This window comes from Sedimentitalea todarodis (genome assembly GCF_032595355.1).
In the GTDB taxonomy this organism is placed as follows: Bacteria; Pseudomonadota; Alphaproteobacteria; order Rhodobacterales; family Rhodobacteraceae; genus Sedimentitalea; species Sedimentitalea todarodis.
The window spans coordinates 513,830-533,685 of sequence record NZ_JASMWN010000001.1; the positions used below are offsets into that span (position 1 = coordinate 513,830).

The following is a 19,856-nucleotide window of genomic DNA, read 5'->3' on the forward strand; positions in this document are numbered from 1 at the left end:
GTTCAGGCCGACTTCTTGTCAATCTCGCTGGCGCGGTTGGTCAGGGCAAGTTCCAGTTCCTTCTCGAGTTCCCGCGCGCGCTTGATGTACGCGGCGTTCTCGGTTGGTGGGATGTTCGGATCCCAGACCTCGGCCAGTTGCTGTACGGCATAGCGGTCATGGTCATAGAATGTACGCTCGGCGGCGTCGGCCTCGAAATCACTCAGGCCGACGTTTTCAAGAACGTAGCGCCCCGCGCGCAGGCTGGCGTCAAAGGTCTCGCGCACGATGTCATTGGCCCCTGCGCGGTAGAGTTCGTAGACGTGATTGCGATCCTGGGCGCGGGCAACGATGTGCAGGTCGGCCCGTTCGCGCCGCGCATAGGCGACAAGCTGCGTCACCGCCGATTTGTCGTTCATCGCCGCCACCAGCACCCGCGCCTTTGCAAGTCCCGCTGCCTTGAGCAGTTCCGGGCGCGTGGGGTCGCCAAGAAACCCCTTGAAGCCGAACCGGCGCATCAACTGGATGGTTTCCATGTTGTTGTCCAGAACGATGGTCTTGAACCCGCTGGCCTGCACCAGACGGTTGACGATCTGCCCAAAGCGACCAATCCCGGCTATGATCACCGGTCCTTGTTCGTCAATCTCGTCCGCTTCATGGATGATACCGGCATCGCTCATCCGCTTCGAGATGAAGTCGTATGTGATGAACAACAGTGGAGTGATCAGCATCGACAGCGCGATGATCAGCAACAGCTTTTCCGATACCGATGTGGGAATGACATGTTGCTGGACCGAAAACGCAACCAGCACAAACCCAAATTCACCCGCCTGAGCCAGGCTGAGCGTAAAGAGCCAGCGATCGCGGCCTTTGAGACCAAAGGTTCGCCCAAGAACATAGAGCACGATGCCTTTGGCAAAAATAACCAGCAGGGCAAGCCCGATCAGGTCAGCGGGTTCGGAGAAGAACAGCCCGAAATTGATCCCGGCACCGACCGTGATGAAGAAAAGACCAAGCAGCAAACCCTTGAACGGCTCGAGGTCGCTCTCAAGTTCATGGCGGAATTCACTGTTGGCCAGAACCACACCCGCCAGGAACGCACCAAGAGCGGGTGACAGGCCCACCAGTGTCATCAGAAACGAAATGCCCACGACGATGGCCAGTGCAAGTGCTGTGTACATCTCGCGCAGGCGGGACAGGTGAATATAACGGAATACGGGACCGGCCAGATAGATTCCGGCCAGAACCACGGCGGCGACTGCGCCGATGGTCACAAGCGTCACGCCCCAGCCCGGCAGTCCTTCGACCAGCGACAGTTCCGCACCGTGACCATGCCCCCCCTTGCCGGCGCGTTCTATCGAGCCGTCGGTGCTGATCGTCATGACCGGGCCGCTGGCGAGCAGTGGCAACAGGGCCAGAATCGGGATGACCGCGATGTCCTGCGTCAGCAGCACGGAAAAGGCGGAGCGGCCTCCGCCGGTTTGCATCAGGCCCTTTTCCGATAGGGTTTGCAGCACGATTGCCGTCGATGAAAGGGATAGGGCGAGACCGATGGCGAGCGCGACAGACCATGTCTGACCCGCAGCCATGGCTGCGGCCATCAGCGCCAGTGTGCTGACCGTGATCTGGAGCCCGCCCAGCCCGATAAGGCGATGGCGCATGTCCCAGAGCGCTTTCGGTTCGAGTTCGAGCCCGATGAGGAACAGCATCATCACAACGCCGAACTCGGCGAAATGCTGCAATTCCTGGGTTTCGCTGCCGACAAGTCCCAGAACGGGGCCGATGATGATACCCGCGGCCAGATAGCCGAGCACCGATCCTAGCCCCAACCGGGCCGCGAATGGGACCGCGATCACGGCGGCACCCAGATAGATTGTGGCCTGGTACAGGAAATTTTCCATGGGTCGGCGGTCCTTCTTGCCCGTCAGGTGGGCAGTGGTGCGTCGCGTTTCAGTTGATCCATCACGATTTGGCTCTGGACCCGCGCAACAGTAGGGTGCGGCAAAAGTACTTCGTGGATCAAGGCATTGAGTGCAGGCAGATCATCACAATACACCCGCAGCAGATAATCCGCGTCACCGGTCATTGTCCATGCGCTGGTGATCTCGGGTCGGGTCTGGACCAGACGCGCGAATCCTTTGGATTGCTCCGGGCCGTGTGTTCCAAGCTGGACCTGAATGAAACCCTGCACAGTCAGACCCAGTCGCAACGGATCGAGCCGCGCGGCGTAGCCCTGGATGTATCCGATGCTTTCGAGCCGCTGCCGCCGGCGGCCCGCCTGGCTTGGAGAAAGGTTCAGCATCTCTCCGAGCTGTTGAGCGGTGAGATGCGCATTCTTCTGAAGCGCAGCCAGAAGACGGGTATCAGTGGTGTCCAGCATGTGCGGGATATCCTCGGATTTTCTGGGCAATGACGCGGAAATTGCGCATGTTTGGTTTTCCCGATGTTCAAGATCGCGCAAAAACCGCGTTTGATCTGTTCTATATGTATCAAAGCGAACAGCATCAGCAACAGGAGACGTTCAGGATGGGCCCATTTCCGCATAATGCCCCGAAATCAGTAATCAGCGACGAAAATCCGGCAGGCACGGACGGTTTTGAGTTTGTCGAATTTGCCCATCCGGACCCGGAAGAACTGCGGGCGCTGTTTGCCCGCATGGGTTATGCGCTGGTGGGGCGGCACAAATCCAAGGACGTCGAGCTTTGGCAGCAGGGCGATATCACCTATGTCGTGAACGCCGAACCGGGCAGCTTTGCCGCGCGTTTCGTCGAAGAGCACGGCCCCTGCGCGCCGTCGATGGGGTGGCGTGTGGTGGATGCCCAAAAGGCGTTTGATCATGCCGTCTCCAGGGGTGCAGAGCCCTATGAAGGCGATGACAAGACCATGGATGTACCCGCGATCAAGGGTATCGGTGGCAGCCTGATCTATTTCATCGACCAGTACTATGAAACCAGCCCCTATAACGAAGAGTTCGAATGGTTGGCCCAGTCCAAGCCGCGCGGTGTCGGGTTCTTTTATCTCGATCACCTTACCCACAACGTTTTCAAGGGAAACATGGACAAGTGGTTCCGTTTCTACGGTGATCTGTTCAATTTCAAGGAAATCCGCTTTTTTGACATCGAGGGAAAATTCACCGGTCTGCTCAGCCGGGCACTGACGTCTCCCTGTGGGCGCATTCGCATCCCGATCAACGAAGATCGCGGCGAAACCGGTCAGATCGTTGCCTACCTCAAGAAATACAAGGGAGAAGGCATCCAGCATATCGCAGTTGGGTCTGACGATATCTATGACAGCACCGATGCGATTTCCGAGATGGGCGTCAAATTCATGCCTGGTCCACCAGAGACCTACTACGCGCTGAGCAAGGATCGCGTCGTTGGTCATGAAGAACCGCTGGACAGGATGATGAAGCACGGCATCCTGATCGACGGCGAAGGTGTTGTGGATGGGGGAGAGACACGGATCCTGTTGCAGATCTTCAGCAAGACCGTAATCGGCCCGATCTTTTTCGAGTTTATCCAGCGCAAAGGGGACGATGGGTTTGGCGAGGGCAACTTCAAGGCGTTGTTCGAGAGCATCGAACAAGAGCAGATCGACAGCGGCGAATTGGCCACCAAGTAGGCTGCACCGTTAGGGAGGCTCCGGAGCGGCGGTCACGCCTTCTGCGCTTGCATCACACGCCGCAGGCCTTGAGAGGTCTGCGGCGTTTTATGTTCTGCCGGCGCGAGCCGAGGCGATCAGCCGCGCGGCATTTTCAGGGTCACGTTGCGCCCGTTCTTCTGGTAGCGCAATTCGCTGTCACCAATGGCCACGATCTTGCCGCCATCCACCCGGTCTCCGACCTTGACCTTCTTGTAGCGCCCGCTTGGCAGCCGGACGAGCGCCCGCCGGTTCGCCGGGGTGCCGTAGACACCAATCAGGTTGATCCTGCGCAGGTTGATTGCGTTGTCGAGTGTCGCACGGCGCGCCACGGACGCTGATGACGGGATCTTGGGCTTGACGGTTCTGGGAGCGACGGTAACGGCGGCAACCTGTGCGGAGGGGCCCGCAGTCTGTTTTCGCGCCTTTTCGACCTTGGCACTGAAATTTCGCGGTCGGGCCTTGGGTGTTTTTGAAACGACGACGGCCTGCGCGGTCGGTGTCTCATCGCGTTCGGCTTCTTGTTTCTGCGTACGGGGCCGCGTCTTGGGGCGGACCTGGCCCAATTCCGCACGCGTCAGCCCGCCGAGCTGGGTGCGCTCGGTTTGCTCGACCAGATCCGATGGCCGCGGCTTGGGGCGCAGACCGGCGAGCCGATCTCGCCCGGCATCAAGGTCGGGTTCGGCCTCGAACCGGGTTGGTGTTGGCGGCGGAACAACCGGCGGCTTGCCCTGGAATACACGAATCCCCTCGGGCGTAAGGGTGCCTTCGGGACTTGGTATGACCAACCCGTCCGCGCCCAGTGCAAAGGTGGTTCCGGCGGCAGCGGGCGCGGTTACGGAATCAAGAGGCAGGTCGGTATCAAGCTCGGAGAGTGAAGGCAGAGCCACCGCGTCCTGCGCCAGATCGGTCCGGTCGATCGACACCTCGTAGAGATTGTTCAGATCGACGATCTCGGGCGTTTCAGGGATTGCCGGAGCACGCTGCCAGATACCCGTCGCGGCATAGCGGTCCAGGTCCTGTTGCAGCGCCTGCGGGTCGGCTGCACCAGCGGGTTCGGGTGTGGCGGAGTCCGCCTCCGTCGTGGTTTCCGGGGCGGTGTCGCCGGGCGATGCCGCTTCGGGCTCGATCCGGGCGGTTTCCACATCCCCGTCTGCGGTGGGTCCATCCGTTGCCGGACTTGTGGGCGCGCTGCTCTGGACGCCGGGCGTCGGGGCAGTGGGCACCGCGGCCTGTTCTGTCACCGCGGGTGAACGATCGAACAGCCCGGCCAGCCCGTCTTCCAGAAAAAAGGTGGCCCAGGCTGCGACACCCGCAAGGAACAGCAAGAGCGCGGCCATCAGGATCAGGCCGAGATGGCGGGGTTTGCCGCCGACCGCGGAGCGTTCGCGCGCGCCGAAAACCGTCAGTCTTGCCGCTTCGTCCATGGGCTCAGGATCTGGCTGCGAGGCGGGAGGCGCTGAGTCGGACGTGGCCGATTCGACAGATTTGGCCGGCCGGATGATGACCGGCTTTCTTATCGTGTCAGGCGGCGTATCCGCATCTGGGGTCGTGGCTGTTGTTTCCGGCTTGTCCTCTTCGGCAGTAGCGGTGTCGTTTTCAGTTGATAGAGGGACAGGTTCGGTGGGCACCGGTTCAGGGTTGGCAGGGACCGGTACAGGTTCGGTTGAAACCGGTTCGGGCTCGGTTGGTACCGGTTCGGGCTCGGTGGGCACCGGCTCAGGGAGGGCGCTCTCGGTCTCCGGGATGCTGGCGACCGACGGTGTGGGCTCAACCGGCTTGACCGGCTGCATATCTGGTGCGTTCCGCGTCGCGCCGGCCAATGGCGGTGCGGTCGACGGCTCGTCCGCCTTGCTGCGGCGGCTCGTAAACTGGGCCGGTTCCGGGGGTACCTCCGCAGGCCTATCTGAAATGTCAGGGTCGGAATGATCGTCCTCAACCGCCGAAGGTTCGGGGGGCGGGGCAGGCTCGATTGCCATGCCGATCACACTCACCGGTGCATCATCCCGTTCGACCGGCTCTTCGTCAGCGACGCGGCTTGCCGGCCCAAAGTTGGGTTCGCCGTCAAACTCCGTCCCGTCCGGAATCGCGACAAAGCTGACCGGTTCAAACCCGTGTTCGGTGGCGAACTGCTCGGCCTCGGCAAGCGTCGCCCGGGCGACTGCGGCGACCTGTGTATGATTTGCGCCGAGGTTCAGATCGAAGGCGAGTTCGTCCAGTGTGTAAGGGGTGGCAGTGGCCAGCGCGGTGACGGCCATTTCCCGGTTTTCATCGTCATCGGAGGCCGTGGCCGGCACGTTCAGATAGCGGATCTGATCATTGGGTATGATGAGTTTGCAAACCGGCCCGCGCGGATCGATTTCGAGTGCGCGCTGGCGCAGGTCTTCCAATGTGTTCGTCAGGTCGGGCGCATCCAGGCTGACATCGCCAACCACGCGCCACCCGTCCGCCGCCCTGTGCAGCAGCGCGATGCCCTCAAGGGACAGGGAAAGCGCGAAACCCGGTTTCATTCAACAAATAATCCCAAAGACCCAACCCACTGACGTCACACGTCCGCGGGAGGAGTTTAATGCAGGAGTCGACCGAGGAAAAGAGAAAGGCAATCGCGACCCTTGCGTCGGCGGCGGGTAGATGCCCATGTGAAAGGCAACGATAACGGAGGATCACTATGAAACGACAGAAGATTGGCATGAAAGTTCTTGCGATTGTGATCGCATCCGCGCTGACCGCGCCCGCAGCAGCGCAAGACCAGGTGCGTCAGATCGCCGTCACCGGTGAAGGGCAGGTCGAAGCCGCGCCGGATATGGCGACGATTACCCTGGGTGTCACGAACGAGGCCCGCGAGGCCAAGGCGGCGATGGCGGCAACCTCTGCGTCGGTGGGACAGGTGCTGGAACGGCTGACGGCTCTGGGGATCGAACAGAAGGATATCCAGACTCAACGCCTGTCGTTGAACCCTGTCTGGTCCGGTCGGGGCAGTTCCGGCACTTATCCTGCCAAGATCACCGGGTTTACCGCCAGCAATATGGTAATGGTGCGGATTCGCGACCTTGATATTCTCGGCACGACGCTGGACGCTGTCATTGCTGACGGTGCAAATGATTTCAATGGCTTGCAGTTTGGCGTTCAAGAACCGGGACCGTTGCAGGATGCGGCGCGCGAAGCGGCGGTCAAGGATGCAATCGCCAAGGCGCAGTTGCTGGCGAATGCGGCGGGCGTGCCGCTCGGGCCAATCATCTCGATCACCGAACAGGGTGGCGGTGGTCCGCGTCCGATGATGATGCAACGCGCCGCGATGGCGGAATCCTCCGTACCCGTCGCGGCAGGTGAGGTCAGCCTGTCCGCGTCGGTTTCAGTGATCTTTGCAATCGGTGAATGAGGCGGAGGGGCTGCACCTTGCAGCCCCGTCCCCCTTAGCTTGTGGCCTTTGACAAGGCCTGATCGAGATCGGCAATCAGGTCTTCGGCGTTTTCTATGCCAATCGAAATGCGCACGACGTTGGCTTGCGCACCTGCGGCCTCCTGCTGTTCGGGCGTCAATTGCCGGTGGGTGGTGCTGGCCGAGTGGATGACCAGAGATCTGGTATCCCCCAGATTTGCCACATGGCTGAAGATTTCCAGAGCATCCACCAATTTGATACAGGCGTCATAGCCGCCTTTGACCGCAAAGGTGAACAACCCGCCAGCGCCTTTTGGGCATATGGATTTGACACGATCGAAATAGGGCGAGGACTCCAATCCGGCATAGGTGACATAGTCTACGCGCGGGTCATCCTCGAGCCAATTGGCGACCTTTTCGGCGTTCTCGACATGACGCTCCATCCGCAGGCTGAGGGTCTCGATGCCCATCAGCGTGTAGTGCGCGGCCTGTGGGTTCATGGTCATGCCCAGATCGCGCAACCCGATTGCGATGCCATGAAAGGTATAGGCGAGCGGGCCAAATGTTTCGTGGAACTTCAGGCCGTGGTAGGCGGGTTCCGGCTGGCTGAGAGAGGGGAATTTGTCGTTCGCTGACCAGTCAAACTTGCCCGAGTCCACGACGCAGCCGCCGGTGACGGTGCCGTTGCCTGTCAGGTACTTGGTCGTCGAATGAACGACCAGCGTCGCCCCATGTTCAATCGGGCGGCAGAGGTAGGGGGTGGCGCTTGTGTTGTCGACGATCAGGGGAATGCCGGCCTCGTCCGTCACCGCGGAAATTGCATCCAGGTCGGTGATGTACCCACCCGGGTTGGCGATGGATTCGCAGAAGACCGCGCGGGTGTTGTCGTCAATCGCCGCCTTAACCGCATCAAGATCGTCAAAATCGACAAAAGTGGCGGACCAGCCAAAGCGCTTGATGGTGTTGCCGAACTGGGTAATCGTGCCACCGTAGAGCCGGGTCGAGGCGACGATATTGCAGCCGGGTTGCATCAGGGGAAACAACGCCATGATCTGCGCGGCGTGACCCGAGGAACAGCAGACCGCGCCGACACCACCTTCGAGCGTTGCGATGCGTTCCTGAAGAACGGCAACCGTGGGGTTGGTCAGGCGCGAATAGATGTATCCGACCTCTTGCAGGTTGAACAGGGCGGCGGCGTGCTCGGCATCGCGAAAGACATAAGCGGTGGTTTGGTAGATCGGCGTCTGCCGCGCGCCAGTTGCCGGGTCGGGGCGTGCGCCGGCGTGAATTTGAAGCGTGTCAAAGCCATAGGTGGGGCCGTCAGTCATGGTGTACTCCCTGATAAATCGTTGCGCAAAGTCCTATGACATCGCTCAGAACATGACAACTCTCGCTTGCGGCTGATTGTGGTGCGTGACCTGAACGGCCATCTCTGCCGCTTGCCTAAACAGTCGAGCCCGACCTTGCAGGGCGGCTATCACGAAAGCGCGCGTATCAGATGCAGTGTCCCCTCGTCTTTGGGTGACTCGGCCAAGAGTGCGAAGCCGAGGCGCTCATACAATCGCAGCGCGGCGGTCGCCTCGGCGCTGACCTCCAATTCAAGCCGGGTGAAACCCAGATCGGCGGCATGGGCGATACAATCGGACATCAGCCTTGCTGCGATCCCCCTCGCGGTCTGCTCCGGAAGAACGCTCACGCTGGTAACAAAGGCGGCACCGCGATCCGGAGCATTGCAATAGGCGGCAACCAAGCCAACCAAGGCCGTTCCTTCCCAGGCTTCGAAACGATCTGACGTGGAGTGCAGTTTTGCTGCATATGTTTGCAGGTCTGTTCGCGTGCTCAGCGGTGGGGAAAACGTGCTGTCGCACGCCGTCAATTGGGTCAGTATGTCCTGGGTGGTGGAGGTGTTGCGGTCGTATGTCAGCATTCAGGCAGAGAGAGCTTTGCCGCACCGAACCCGTAGCGGCCAAACGCATTGCCATTGTAAAGCAGATAGGGCTCGCCCGACGACAGCGTCAGATGTGGATAACACTGCATCTCGGCATCCCACGCGCCCGGTTCTGTCTCAAAACCCAATGCCGCGTCATCCCGATTCCATGTCACAAGGTCATCACTCTGTGCATAGCCGATGCGGTAACCCTTGCCCGGATCGGTTCGGAACCCGTGCACGTCCCGATAACAGAACACCATGTGATAGCGTTCGCCGAAATGAAGAACGCTGGGAAGGGCCTGGCATTCGTCCGAACCAAGGCGATCCGGCAGGATTTGAACGCCATCCTCCTTGGTCCAGCCGATGCCGTCTTGCGATACCGCATGTCCGATCTTGTAAACGCGGTCGGGTTGCGAGGTGTCGTTTTCGCGCTTCCATCGTTGCCCGAACATGTACCACATGTGAAACACACCCATGGCCCTGATCACAAAAGCATCGCCCACCAGAAACGGCTCGTGCAATGACGGACCCAGGATCGGGCCGGGGCCGATCCGCCTAAAGGTCTCACCGTCATCATCGCTGACCACCAGACCGACGGCCGTATCGACGGCTACCGACACGCGACGATTCCAACCGCAGGTGTAGCCCCAGACTTGCCCCTCGTTGCGGATCACGTTGATCGGAAAGACCCCGTGTTCATCAAAGGTGCCCAAATCGCCTGCGGGCAGAACGGTTTTTGGTGCAACCCTGCGGACCGAGGAAAAATCCTTTTCCATGTCCGCAAAGGACACGTGGCTGCGAAAGGTCTTGCCGTCGGGGTCGACCGATCTGGTGCAAAAATAGACCCTGGTGAAGTCCTCGAATTCCAGTGCCTGGGGACTTTGGGCAAACTCCCTGCAATTGTCGGGTAGCGTGTGATCCGCGGGATCAAAGACCTTGCCAAGCTTGCGTATGATCATGGTGCTGCCCATTCCGGATGCGAGGCCAGTCGGGCCAATCCAAATCCCTCACGCCCCACACCGTTGCCGAGATAGGCCATGTACACCTGTCCATCGACGCGGAAAACATGCGGGTAACTGATCATTTCACTGTCCCAGCCGGTAGGTGAGACGGTGATGCCGACCCTGTCATCGACGCGGGTCCAATCCTGCAGATTGTCGCTGTAGGCATACCCGATCCGATAGCCGTTCGCGTGGCTCCGATAATCCTCGGAATAGCGATAGCAAAAGAACATGTGATACTGACCGTCCGCCCAGAATACATCGGGGCTGGCCTGTGCCTCATCGTCCTCGACAACGGTGTTGATCAGGTCCTTGCCCAGCTTGCTCCATGTGATGCCGTCCCGAGACGACGCCATGCGAATGCGATAGACAGGTTCCGGGCGGCCCTTGACGATCTTCCAGGATTTTCCGGCGATATAGAACAGGTACCAGGTGCCGTCGAACCTGCGGATCTTGGGCCCGCTCATCACGAAGGGTTCGTCCAGTGAATAGGGAACGACCGGACCGGACCCCAGTTTTTGAAATGTTGCTCCGTCATCGGTGCTTTCGGCACAGCCAATGGCGACATTGAAGGGGACAGACACGCACCGTGTCCAGCCCGCGTAATAGGCGCGCACCTTGTCCTCGTGGCGGATGATCGACACAGGGTAGGTGCCAAATTCGTCAAATGTCCCCAGCTCTCCCAACGGGAGGATGGGGTGCTCGGCGACGCGCAGAACCTGCGTCAGGTCCTTGCGATCCAGATCGACAAAGGCGGAATAGCTGACATATTGTCCGGTGGCGTCCGCAGGCGGTCGGCACGAGAAATAGACCCGGACAAAGTCATCGAAAATCAGTGTCGCGGGCGCTTGGGCGAATTCCCTGAGCCAATCGCGACCGGTGACACGGGACGGATCAAAGACCTTGCCCAGCTTTTCCCATAGAAACGGAGGCTTGGTGCCATTATTCGACAAGTTCGAATTCCTTCAGCAGCACGTCGGAAGTGTGGTCGCGGCCATTGAACATCAGCACGTCGAGAACGGAAAGTGCCGGCACGAACTCTGCTCCGAATTGAGGGTAGGGCGAAAGATGCGGTTCCAGAAAGCGCAGATCGAGGCCGCGTGCGCGGAATGCCTCTGCCTGATAAAGGCCGCGGCCCCCCGGAGGGTTGAAGTATCCCGTGGCCTCAAGGCGTGTGCAGATATCGATGACCCTGTCGGCGTTGCGCAGTTCTGTCGGACCACCCTCGACCTCGGATGAGGCATGGATGGGGGTGAGGATGCCCAGATGTGCACAGGCGAGCCGGAGCGAATTGTGGATGTACTCAAAGAGATTGTCGGCGGGGCATTCGATGATTTCGGTGACAACCGGCATCGTCTCGGCAAAGAAGGGTGCCTTGCGATACGCGCCTTCGATCTGCGCGCATAGTTTCCTGCGATCAAAGCTCTCCGAAATCCGGCGATCCACCACGTCCAGATAGTCCGAATCCTTCTTGAGAGGGATCGCAAAGGTCACGGGTTCACCGTTTCGCAACAGGCGGTTTCGATTGATCCAGCCCTTCTTTGTGTACTGGATCGTGTCGTATACAACGAAGGACTCCGCCGCCTGCATCAGTTGGAAGTACCCGAGATAGGGCAGAAAGTAAGGTTGCATGATCGCGGTTTGCATGGGGGACTCTCTATCGCGACGGCTTATTTGGGCTGAAGCAGATCAATGATCCGGGACAGGTCCGCTTCGGTCAGGTCCGGATAGATCGGCAGACACAGCACCTGATCCGCCATCGACGTGGCGATGGGCAAGTTGGCCGGATCGGCAGACGGCAAACCCTTGTACATGTCGAACTCGGTGATCAACGGATAAAAGTAGCGGCGCGGGTGTACCCCATTGCTCTTCATCCAGTGATACAATTCATCGCGGGACATATGATAATCCGGGCGAACCAGCACTGGGAAATAAGCATGGTTGGGCCGCTGTCCACCAAGGGCAGGGGCGAGATAGTCGAGCCCGTGGATCGCATCGATCGCTGCACGGTAACGGGCTGAAATTTCCGCGCGGCGGTCGATGATGCCATCGATATGCTTGAGCTGCAACAAACCGAAGGCGGCGTTGATTTCACTCATCTTGCCGTTGATACCGGTCGCGACGACGCTTGTTTCACCCTCGTGACCAAAATTCTTGAGCTTGTCGATCATGTCCTTCATTTCGGCGGTCTTGCAGATGATGGCGCCCCCCTCGAACGTGTTGAACACCTTGGTGGCGTGAAGGCTGAGTGTCGAGAGATCTCCGTGATTCAGAACACTGCCTTGGGCGTCTTCGACGCCAAACGCATGCGCCGCGTCGTAGATCAGCTTCAGACCGTGACGCCTTGCGATGTCTTCAAAATCGGCGACGCGCGCCACGTTCCCATAGCAATGCACCGGCACGATGGCCCTGGTGTTCGGCGTGATCGCGGCTTCGACCTGATCGGGATCAAGGTTCATGCTGTCCGGTTCGATATCGACGAACACCGGGGTCTGGCGGTTCCACATGATTGCGTGCGAGGTCGCCACGAAAGAGAACGGCGTGGTGATGACTTCACCATCGTTGCCCATGGCCTGAAGGGCGGTCACGAGGGCAATTGTTCCATTGTTGAACAACGAGATGTGGGGCACACCAAGATAGTCTGCCAACTGCCTTTCGAACTCTGTGTGAAATGGCCCGCAATTTGACAGGATTCCACTGTCCCAAATCTCTTGCAGATAGGGCGTAAAGTCTTCAAGCGGGGGAAGATACGGTTTGGTTACGAAAATCTCGTCCATCATGTCAATTTCATCGCCCAAGGAGTTTGTTTTTGAATGCACGACGCCAGAGCTTGAACAGTCGTTTGTGGGGCAGGGCACGCATCATCGACTCGCTATGGTGAAACATTGTCTGCAAGGCCGCCGTGGCGGCCTCGGGGTCGGATTGTTCCTCGTGATAGGCGGCGAGATGCATGTGCGCAATCGCCGTCATGTAGTGTTGCCGTTCGCGGGTCTTCATGGACAGAAGTCCGTTGGAATGTACACGGTAATAGGCGGGTTTCAAGTTGCTCAGGAAACGTCCGCCGCCATGATATCCCAGCATGCTCCAGACCATGAGATCTCCGATCGTGGCCGTGCGTATGAACAGCGAGGCTGTGGTTCCTCGGAAGATGTTGCGAAAGCAGGTCGTCAGGGTGTTGATGGGGGGAGCTTTCTTCAGGTCGGTCGGGGACAGGTCGTGCTCTATCCCGCCGACATATTCCACAGGCTCGCCTGCCTCTGATATCCCGCGAGCGGTACCATAGGTGAGGGCGACATCCGGCTCGCTGTCCAGAACGGCCACCTGAATCGCCAGCTTGTCGGGATCGGACCAAAAATCATCGCCATCGCAAAACGCGATGTATTCGCCCCGCGCATCCGGCATGACATAGGCAAAATGCGGGTTCACGCCTTTGGAGTACTGGTTTTCGGTCTGAAGAATCGTGCGAAACACCGTCGGATGTCGCGCCGCATAGTCGCGGATGATATCGGCAGTGCCATCCGTCGAGGCATCGTCATGGATCAGGATTTCGACGCGGAAATCACAGATCTGATCCAGGAAGCCTTCGAGGCATTGGGCGATGTAGTGCTCGTGATTGAAGGTAATCGCGCAGATGGATACCTTGACCGGTTCATCGCTGGGAAATTTCCGGTCACGCAGTGCCGCGGTCATTGTGAAGTGTCCCGAAGAAATTCAGTCATGAATCTGGGACACCGTATCAAGGTGTGATCCCTTGCGCACAAAGACCGCTTCGATCAGCCACAAGACCCCTTTGCCGGGTGTCCGGTTCAGATCGGTTATGTCGAACAGTCGAAAGCCGAGCGCATCCATTTTCGCGAATACCGCACTCGCCGTGTTGGGGTAGGTCGGGCAGGCCGCAGTGGCCTCGATCAGCAGGACCTGAGCCTGCGCAAGCGTCTTCGGGGCGCCGTCCAGGACCTTCAGGTCCAGTCCTTCGGCGTCAATTTTCACGATGTCCGGTGTGCCGAAGGGCGATGCGGCCATCGCCGTGTCAAGTTTGCAGATCTCGGTCTCGCCCTGGGCAAGGCCCTGATCCTCTGCTTCACTTGCGGAATAGATGAAGCTCGAACTGTCGTCCCGTTCGTGAAACGTGAAGGGGGCGGAGCCATCAAAATCACCGACACCCTTGTAGTGGATTTCGATGTGCGGGTCGGCAGCCAGGTCCGTGTGCTTCTCCGCCAGGGCTTTCTGCGGTTCAAAGGCGCTGATCTTGGCCTCGGGAAACGCCGCGCGCACGGCACGGGTCCAGTTGCCGTGATTGGCACCAATATCCACGATATGAGTGGGCTTCATGCCAAGTGCCACAAGTGTTTCAAGCAACTTGTCGGTTGGTGAGGGTGGCGGAGGTGCTTCGGGTCGGCGTTTCTTGAATATGCGGACCATTTCTCGCCCTCTCTCTATGTGTCGTGCAAGGTTATCTGCGCCTGCTGGCAATGCAAATGGCGAAGCCCGGTGCGTCTGGAGGTTTCAGGATATGTGTCCTGCTTTGGCTATAGGGTCAAGGCCCCGCCAACAGATCGCTCCTGCGGATGCGCTGCACTTCGCTGTTCGTTCAGGAGCGGGGTCGACGCCGTGCGCAGAGCCCGATGGCCGAGGAATGGGCATTGTCGCGTAAGTATCCGATCTTCGGAATCGCGAGGATCGCTCTATGTTGCGGATTGCCCTCGTTGCGACATTGCCGTTGTGCCGATCGGGTTGATTACATCTCGCCGCGGTCACCGCCATTTTTCAGCCACCACAAACTCGGACCAGAGGCGACATGATACAACTGCCCGCCAAAATCCTGTGGCGGGCAGTCCTGTTTTCTAGGCGTCGTTAGACACCGGGGTCCAGATCGCTGGCATCGAGGCCACCAGCGAGGTCAGCGCCAAAGGCGTCATCCGATCCGTCCTCATGTCCGGAAGATCCAGCATCGACAGCACAGGCGTCCGTGCCGCAAGCGTCGGACTCATCCGCACCGCCGTCCGCGCCGCAGGCGTAGCCTCCGCATGAACTGTCAGCTTCGGCGGCAGCGGCAGGTGCGGCTTCGTCGCCCTCGTTGCCTTCGTCGCCTTCATCGCCCTCGTTGTCCTCGTTTCCTTCGTCGTTTTCGTCGTTTTCGTCGTCTTCGTTGTTCTCGTTTCCTTCGTTGTTTTCGTCGCCTTCGTCGCCTTCGTTGTTTTCGTTGCCTTCGTTATCCTCGTTGCCCTCGTCATTCTCGTCGCCTTCGTCATCCTCGTTGCCTTCGTTATATTCGTCGCCTTCGTCGGCTTCATCCCCTTCGGTTCCGCCGTCGGGTTCGCCTTCGTCGCCTTCGTTTCCTTCGTCGTTTTCATCGTTGTTGTAATCTTCGTTGCCTTCGTCACCTTCGTTGCCTTCATTGCTCTCGTCACCTTCGTTGCCTTCATTGCTCTCGTTGCCCTCGTCGCCTTCGTCGCCTTCGTTGTTTTCATTCCCTTCGTCTGTTTCGTCGCCTTCATTGTCTTCGTCACCCTCGTCGCCTTCATTGTCCTCGTTGCCTTCTATGCCTTCGTTCGCTTCATCGCCCTCGTCGCCTTCGTTGTTCTCGTTGCCTTCATTTCCCTGATCGCCGGTATCGCCGGGAATGAACTCATCGCCTTCATTTCCTTCGTCGGCCTCATCGTTCTCGTTGTCTTCATTGCCTTCGTTGTTCTCGTTGCTTTCGTCGCCTTCATCGCCTTCGTTGTCCTCGTCGGCCTCATCGCCTTCGTTGTCCTCGTTGCCTTCGTCGCCCTCGTTATCCTCGTCAATCTCATTGCCTTCATCGCCCTCGTCGCCTTCGTTGTTTTCGTTGTGCTCGTCACCTTCGTCGCCTTCGTCGCCCTCGTCGGCCTCGTCACCTTCGCTGCCTTCGTTTCCTTCGTTTCCTTCGTCGCCCTCGTCGCCTTCGTCGCCCTCGTTGTCTTCGTTGTTTTCGTCGCCCTCGTTGCCTTCATCGCCTTCGTTGTTTTCGCCGCTTTCGTCGCCTTCGTTGCCTTCGTTGTCCTCGTTATCCTCGTTGCCTTCGTTGCCTTCATTGCCCTCGTTGTCTTCGTTGGCTTCCTGGGTATAGGCCGCGTCGTCTTCGTCGCCCTCATTGGCTTCGTCGCCTTCGTCGCCTTCGTTTCCTTCTGTGCCTTCGTTCCCTTCGTTGCCTTCGTTGCCTTCGTCGTTTTCGTTGCCTTCATCGTCCTCGTCGTTTTCGTCGCCTTCATCGCCCTCGTTGGCTTCGTCGTCTTCGTCGCCTTCGTTGTTTTCGTTTCCTTCGTCGTCCTCGTCGCCTTCTAGGCCTTCGTCGCCTTCATTGTTCTCGTCGCCCTCGTCGTTTTCGTTGTTCTCGTTTCCTTCGTTGCCTGCGTCGCCCTGGACATACTCGTTGTTTTCGTTTCCTTCGTCGCCCTCGTCCCCTTCGTCGCCTTCATTGGCCTCGTCGCCTTCCAGGCCTTCGTCGCCCTCGTCTCCCTCAAAGCCTTCGTTGGCTTCATTGCCTTCGTTGCCCTCGTCGTTTTCGTCCCCTTCGTTGTCCTCGTTCGCCTCGTTGTTCTCGTCCCCTTCGTCCCCTTCGTCGTCTTCGTTGTCCTCGTCGCCTTCGTCGGACTCATTGCCCTCGTCGCCCTGGTAATCGAGCGTCGACTGCACGTCGCCTTCCTCGGAACTTTCGTCGCCTTCATTGCCTTCGTTGTTTTCGTTGTGCTCGTCGTTTTCGTCCTGTTCGTTGTCCTCGTTTCCTTCGTTTCCTTCGTTTCCTTCGTCGGTCTCGTCGCCCTCGTTATCTTCGTTGGCTTCGTTTCCTTCGTTTCCTTCGTCGTTCTCGTCGCTCTCGTCGTCTTCGTCTAACTCGTCGCCTTCGTCGGCCTCGTCGCTCTCATCACCTTCATCATCCTCATTGGCTTCATCGCCTTCGTCGCCTTCATCACCTTCGTCATATTCATTGTGCTCGTCGTTTTCGTCCTGATTTTCGTTGGCTTCGTCGTCTTCGTCGCCTTCGTCGGCCTCATCGCCCTCATTGTCTTCGTCGAGTTCGTTGCCCTCGTTGCCCTCGTCGTTTTCGTTGCCTTCGTCGTTTTCGTTGTTTTCGTCACCTTCATCATTTGGGGTGTCTTCGTTGCCTTCGTTCCCCTCGTCCTGACCGGAGCCTATGCCTTCATCGCCTTCGTTGCCTTCGTTGTTTTCGTTGCCCTCGTCGGCTCCGGCCTCGTTGCCTTCGTCGCCTTCATCGTCCTCGTTGCTTTCGTTGCCCTCATCGAGGCCTGCTTCATTGCTTTCGTCGTCCTCGTTGTCCTCGTTGCCTTCGTTTCCCTCGTCCTGGCCCGCACCGATGCCTTCGTCGCCCTCGTTGCCTTCGTTCCCCTCATTGCCCTCGTCATCCGGGCTGCCGTCTTCATTCCCTTCGTTTCCTTCGTCGAGTCCGCCTTCGTTTCCTTCGTTTCCTTCGTTTCCTTCGTTGCCCTCGTTGCCTTCATCGAGGCCTGCTTCATTGCCCTCGTCGTCCTCGTTGCCTTCGTTGTTCTCGTTGCCCTCGTCGGCGCCGACTTCATTGCCCTCGTCGTCTTCGTTGCCTTCGTTGCCTTCATTGCCTTCGTCTACGCCGACCTCGTTGCCCTCATCGCCCTCGTTGCCTTCGTTGTCCTCATTGCCCTCATCGTCGGGTGTGACTTCGTTGCCTTCATCGCCCTGGTCGTTGCCTTCGTTGCCCTCGTCGCTTTCGTTGCCTTCATCCCCCTCGTTGGCTTCGTCGTTCTCGTCGCCTTCGTTGTCCTCGTTACCCTCGTTGCCTTCGTCCTGGATTTCATTGCCTTCGTTGGCCTCGTCGCCCTCGTCGTTTTCGTTGAACTCGTTACCTTCATTGTCCTCGTTTGCCTCGTCGCCTTCGTTACCCTCGTCGCCTTCGTCTCCCTCAGAGTCTTCGTTTGCCTCGTCGCCTTCGTTGCCCTCGTCGCCTTCGTCGTCCTCGTTGTCTTCGTTGGCCTCGTCGCCTTCGTCGAATTCGTCGCCTTCGTCGCTCTCTATGTCTTCGTTGCCTTCATCGCCTTCGTTGCCTTCGTCCCCCTCGGAGTTCAGACCCCCTTCGTCACCTTCGTTGCCCTCGTTATCTTCGTTGTTTTCATCGCCCTCATTGTTTTCGTCATTCTCGTCGCCTTCATCGTCTTCGTTGGCTTCGTCGTTTTCGTCGCCCTCGTCGCCTTCGTTGCCTTCATCATCCTCGTTCAATTCGTTGCCTTCGTCGTTTTCGTCGCCCTCATCGTCTTCGTTGCCTTCATTGGCCTCATCTCCCTCATCTCCGTCATCGGCATCCTGGGCTGGGTCGGGGGCCGGCATGCCGCCGCGGATGGCAGTGGCTTCGGCGGCGTCGATCGGGAGGATGGCGGTCTCAGGCTCGGCTAGAGTGGCGCGGATGTCGGAAATGGTGGAACGCAGAAAGGCAAGAAGTGTCATGATGTCGGTCTCCAGAATGTATGATTCACGTGCTGCCCCGGATTCGGGACGGCATTCAGAAACGGCTGAGGGCAGTGCGAGTGCTGCATGGAACCGTGAAATGTTTGAGGACAGGCGTCGCCGTATGGCGGCCCGTCTGAGAGGGGCCGGTCAATTGTTTGGGCTGACCAGAGCGGGAATGCGCAAGGCAAAGGGCCAGAGTGCCAGAGGGCAAGCCGAGCATCGCAAAGAGGACGTGCCGGATCGGAAGTGGACCCGTGTTCTTTAGACTAATAGGGAGAGGGAGCAGAGACGCCGAGGCTTGCGACAGTCGTTTGACCATTGTCCGGCACCGAAGTTGCGGCGCCGATGAAATTCGATAAACTACCAAAAAACCCAATACCACGGCACTGACGCCTCCCAAGCGTACAGAAATGCAAGACCGGCACAAACCGCTGCAATCTGTGCAGCACCGGCAATCCTCAAATCTAACCTGGCCAAAATTCGTCGAGAATCGACGCGCCCGATTCGAATAGATCGACGCGTATTCGGACGCCGAAAGGTCGTCAGCCTCCAGAGTGTCCGCAGCTGAAAACGCCGTGGCCTGACCCTGGCAGGTAGAGAAAAGGTTACCCGGCGCCACCTGTGCTTTCAAGGAAAAGCAGGATTACAACCCGATTGGCGAGGTGACGGGGAACCGTCTCATGGGCACGAAAGAAGCCGTGCCGTGTGACGACACGCAAAGTCGGGGGACGCTTTTTCGTGCATCGCCTCTGCGGGCCTATTCCAAAAACGCAATTGGATTCTTGCAAGTCTCGCGTCGATGTCAGGCGGTCATGTCATGCAACTCAAAACGTGGGCGGAGTGCAGGCACTGATAATGATGCAATCGCCTTCGCCGATATTGCGGAACCGATGGGGCAGGCGACTGTCAAAAAGGTATCCATCCCAAGGGTTTAGCACGCGAACTTGTTCATCGACTGTAATCTCGATCAACCCCGCAACGATGATGCCGGCCTCTTCGCCCTCGTGACTCAGCAGATCAGGCCCGGTATCTGCGCCCGGTGGATAGATTTCGTGCAGCATCTGCAAGGCGTGGCGTGACGCATCACCAACCTGGCGCAGCGATACCCGCGCGGCGCCATTTCCAAGCCCTCGTTCCTGCGGAGACAATTCGATCAATTCATCGGAATTGTAGAAATATTTCGGCGAATCGTTGTCTTCAAACTCCGAAAAGAACTCGGACATGGTCATCGGGATCGCATCGAGCAGGCGCTTCAGCGACGCAACCGAGGGGCTGCTCTTGTTTTGTTCGATGAGAGAGATCGCTCCATTGGTCAGACCTGCGCGCCCGGCCAGGTCGCGCTGTGTAAGGCCGCGAGTCTCTCGCACTGTCCTGAGTTTGCCGCCAATGTCCACGCGTTTACCTCTTCCTGATCAGATTGATTGAAATATTAATCCTCGAATTCAAGTCTAGTCAATCATCTTGATGACTGA

Annotated in this window: 15 protein-coding genes; 2 read left to right on the top strand and 13 right to left on the bottom strand. The window is 58.7% G+C overall.

Annotated features, from left to right (window positions below; genetic code table 11):
• Positions 1-2: 2 nt before the first annotated feature.
• Both QO231_RS02490 and QO231_RS02495 read right to left on the bottom strand, forming a co-directional pair.
• The gene (locus QO231_RS02490; RefSeq protein WP_316772933.1) at positions 3-1,880 is read right to left on the bottom strand and encodes a monovalent cation:proton antiporter-2 (CPA2) family protein; all 1,878 of its coding nucleotides are present in this window, start codon (positions 1,878-1,880) and stop codon (positions 3-5) included.
• Positions 1,881-1,903: 23 nt separating this feature from the next.
• The gene (locus QO231_RS02495; protein WP_316772936.1) at positions 1,904-2,359 is read right to left on the bottom strand and encodes an Lrp/AsnC family transcriptional regulator; all 456 of its coding nucleotides are present in this window, start codon (positions 2,357-2,359) and stop codon (positions 1,904-1,906) included.
• Positions 2,360-2,505: 146 nt separating this feature from the next.
• On the opposite strand from QO231_RS02495, the gene hppD reads away from it, so the two are divergent.
• Entirely contained in the window at positions 2,506-3,600 is a 1,095-nt protein-coding gene (gene hppD / locus QO231_RS02500; RefSeq protein ID WP_316773077.1) for a 4-hydroxyphenylpyruvate dioxygenase, read from the top strand.
• Between the two features lie 116 nt (positions 3,601-3,716).
• On the opposite strand, the gene QO231_RS02505 is transcribed toward hppD, so the two are convergent.
• The gene (locus QO231_RS02505; RefSeq protein WP_316772939.1) at positions 3,717-6,128 is read right to left on the bottom strand and encodes a hypothetical protein; all 2,412 of its coding nucleotides are present in this window, start codon (positions 6,126-6,128) and stop codon (positions 3,717-3,719) included.
• A gap of 158 nt (positions 6,129-6,286) precedes the next feature.
• Here QO231_RS02505 and QO231_RS02510 point away from each other — a divergent pair, with 158 nt between their 5' ends.
• Positions 6,287-6,997, top strand: a complete 711-nt coding sequence (locus tag QO231_RS02510) for an SIMPL domain-containing protein (RefSeq protein WP_316772942.1) — start codon at positions 6,287-6,289, stop codon at positions 6,995-6,997.
• Between the two features lie 34 nt (positions 6,998-7,031).
• On the opposite strand, the gene QO231_RS02515 is transcribed toward QO231_RS02510, so the two are convergent.
• The 10 genes from QO231_RS02515 to QO231_RS02560 all read right to left on the bottom strand — a co-directional run bounded on the left by QO231_RS02515 (position 7,032) and on the right by QO231_RS02560 (position 19,778).
• Complete coding sequence (locus QO231_RS02515; RefSeq protein WP_316772945.1) at positions 7,032-8,324, bottom strand: O-acetylhomoserine aminocarboxypropyltransferase/cysteine synthase family protein; 1,293 nt, start codon at positions 8,322-8,324, stop codon at positions 7,032-7,034.
• 149 nt (positions 8,325-8,473) lie between these two features.
• Positions 8,474-8,923: a GNAT family N-acetyltransferase gene (locus QO231_RS02520; protein ID WP_316772948.1), complete on the bottom strand. Its 450-nt coding sequence runs from the start codon at positions 8,921-8,923 to the stop codon at positions 8,474-8,476.
• Positions 8,917-9,885, bottom strand: coding sequence for a glycoside hydrolase family protein (locus QO231_RS02525; RefSeq protein ID WP_316772951.1), 969 nt, complete (start codon positions 9,883-9,885; stop codon positions 8,917-8,919). The genes QO231_RS02520 and QO231_RS02525 overlap by 7 nt, the downstream gene beginning before the upstream one ends.
• A complete protein-coding gene (locus QO231_RS02530; protein WP_316772953.1) occupies positions 9,882-10,880 on the bottom strand; it encodes a glycoside hydrolase family protein in 999 nt (332 codons plus the stop codon). The genes QO231_RS02525 and QO231_RS02530 overlap by 4 nt, the downstream gene beginning before the upstream one ends.
• Complete coding sequence (locus QO231_RS02535; protein WP_316772956.1) at positions 10,870-11,574, bottom strand: WbqC family protein; 705 nt, start codon at positions 11,572-11,574, stop codon at positions 10,870-10,872. The genes QO231_RS02530 and QO231_RS02535 overlap by 11 nt, the downstream gene beginning before the upstream one ends.
• 23 nt (positions 11,575-11,597) lie before the next feature.
• Positions 11,598-12,707 carry a DegT/DnrJ/EryC1/StrS family aminotransferase gene (locus tag QO231_RS02540; protein ID WP_316772958.1) on the bottom strand — a complete coding sequence of 370 codons (1,110 nt, stop codon included), beginning with the start codon at positions 12,705-12,707 and terminating at the stop codon, positions 11,598-11,600.
• A gap of 7 nt (positions 12,708-12,714) precedes the next feature.
• Complete coding sequence (locus tag QO231_RS02545; RefSeq protein WP_316772960.1) at positions 12,715-13,617, bottom strand: glycosyltransferase; 903 nt, start codon at positions 13,615-13,617, stop codon at positions 12,715-12,717.
• A 21-nt stretch (positions 13,618-13,638) separates the two neighbouring features.
• Positions 13,639-14,349 carry an FkbM family methyltransferase gene (locus QO231_RS02550; protein ID WP_316772964.1) on the bottom strand — a complete coding sequence of 237 codons (711 nt, stop codon included), beginning with the start codon at positions 14,347-14,349 and terminating at the stop codon, positions 13,639-13,641.
• A gap of 432 nt (positions 14,350-14,781) precedes the next feature.
• Entirely contained in the window at positions 14,782-18,381 is a 3,600-nt protein-coding gene (locus QO231_RS02555; RefSeq protein WP_316772967.1) for a hypothetical protein, read from the bottom strand.
• Positions 18,382-19,208: 827 nt separating this feature from the next.
• Positions 19,209-19,778 (bottom strand): cupin domain-containing protein, encoded by a 570-nt coding sequence (locus QO231_RS02560; protein WP_316772969.1) that lies wholly within the window; start codon positions 19,776-19,778, stop codon positions 19,209-19,211.
• Positions 19,779-19,856 lie beyond the last annotated feature (78 nt).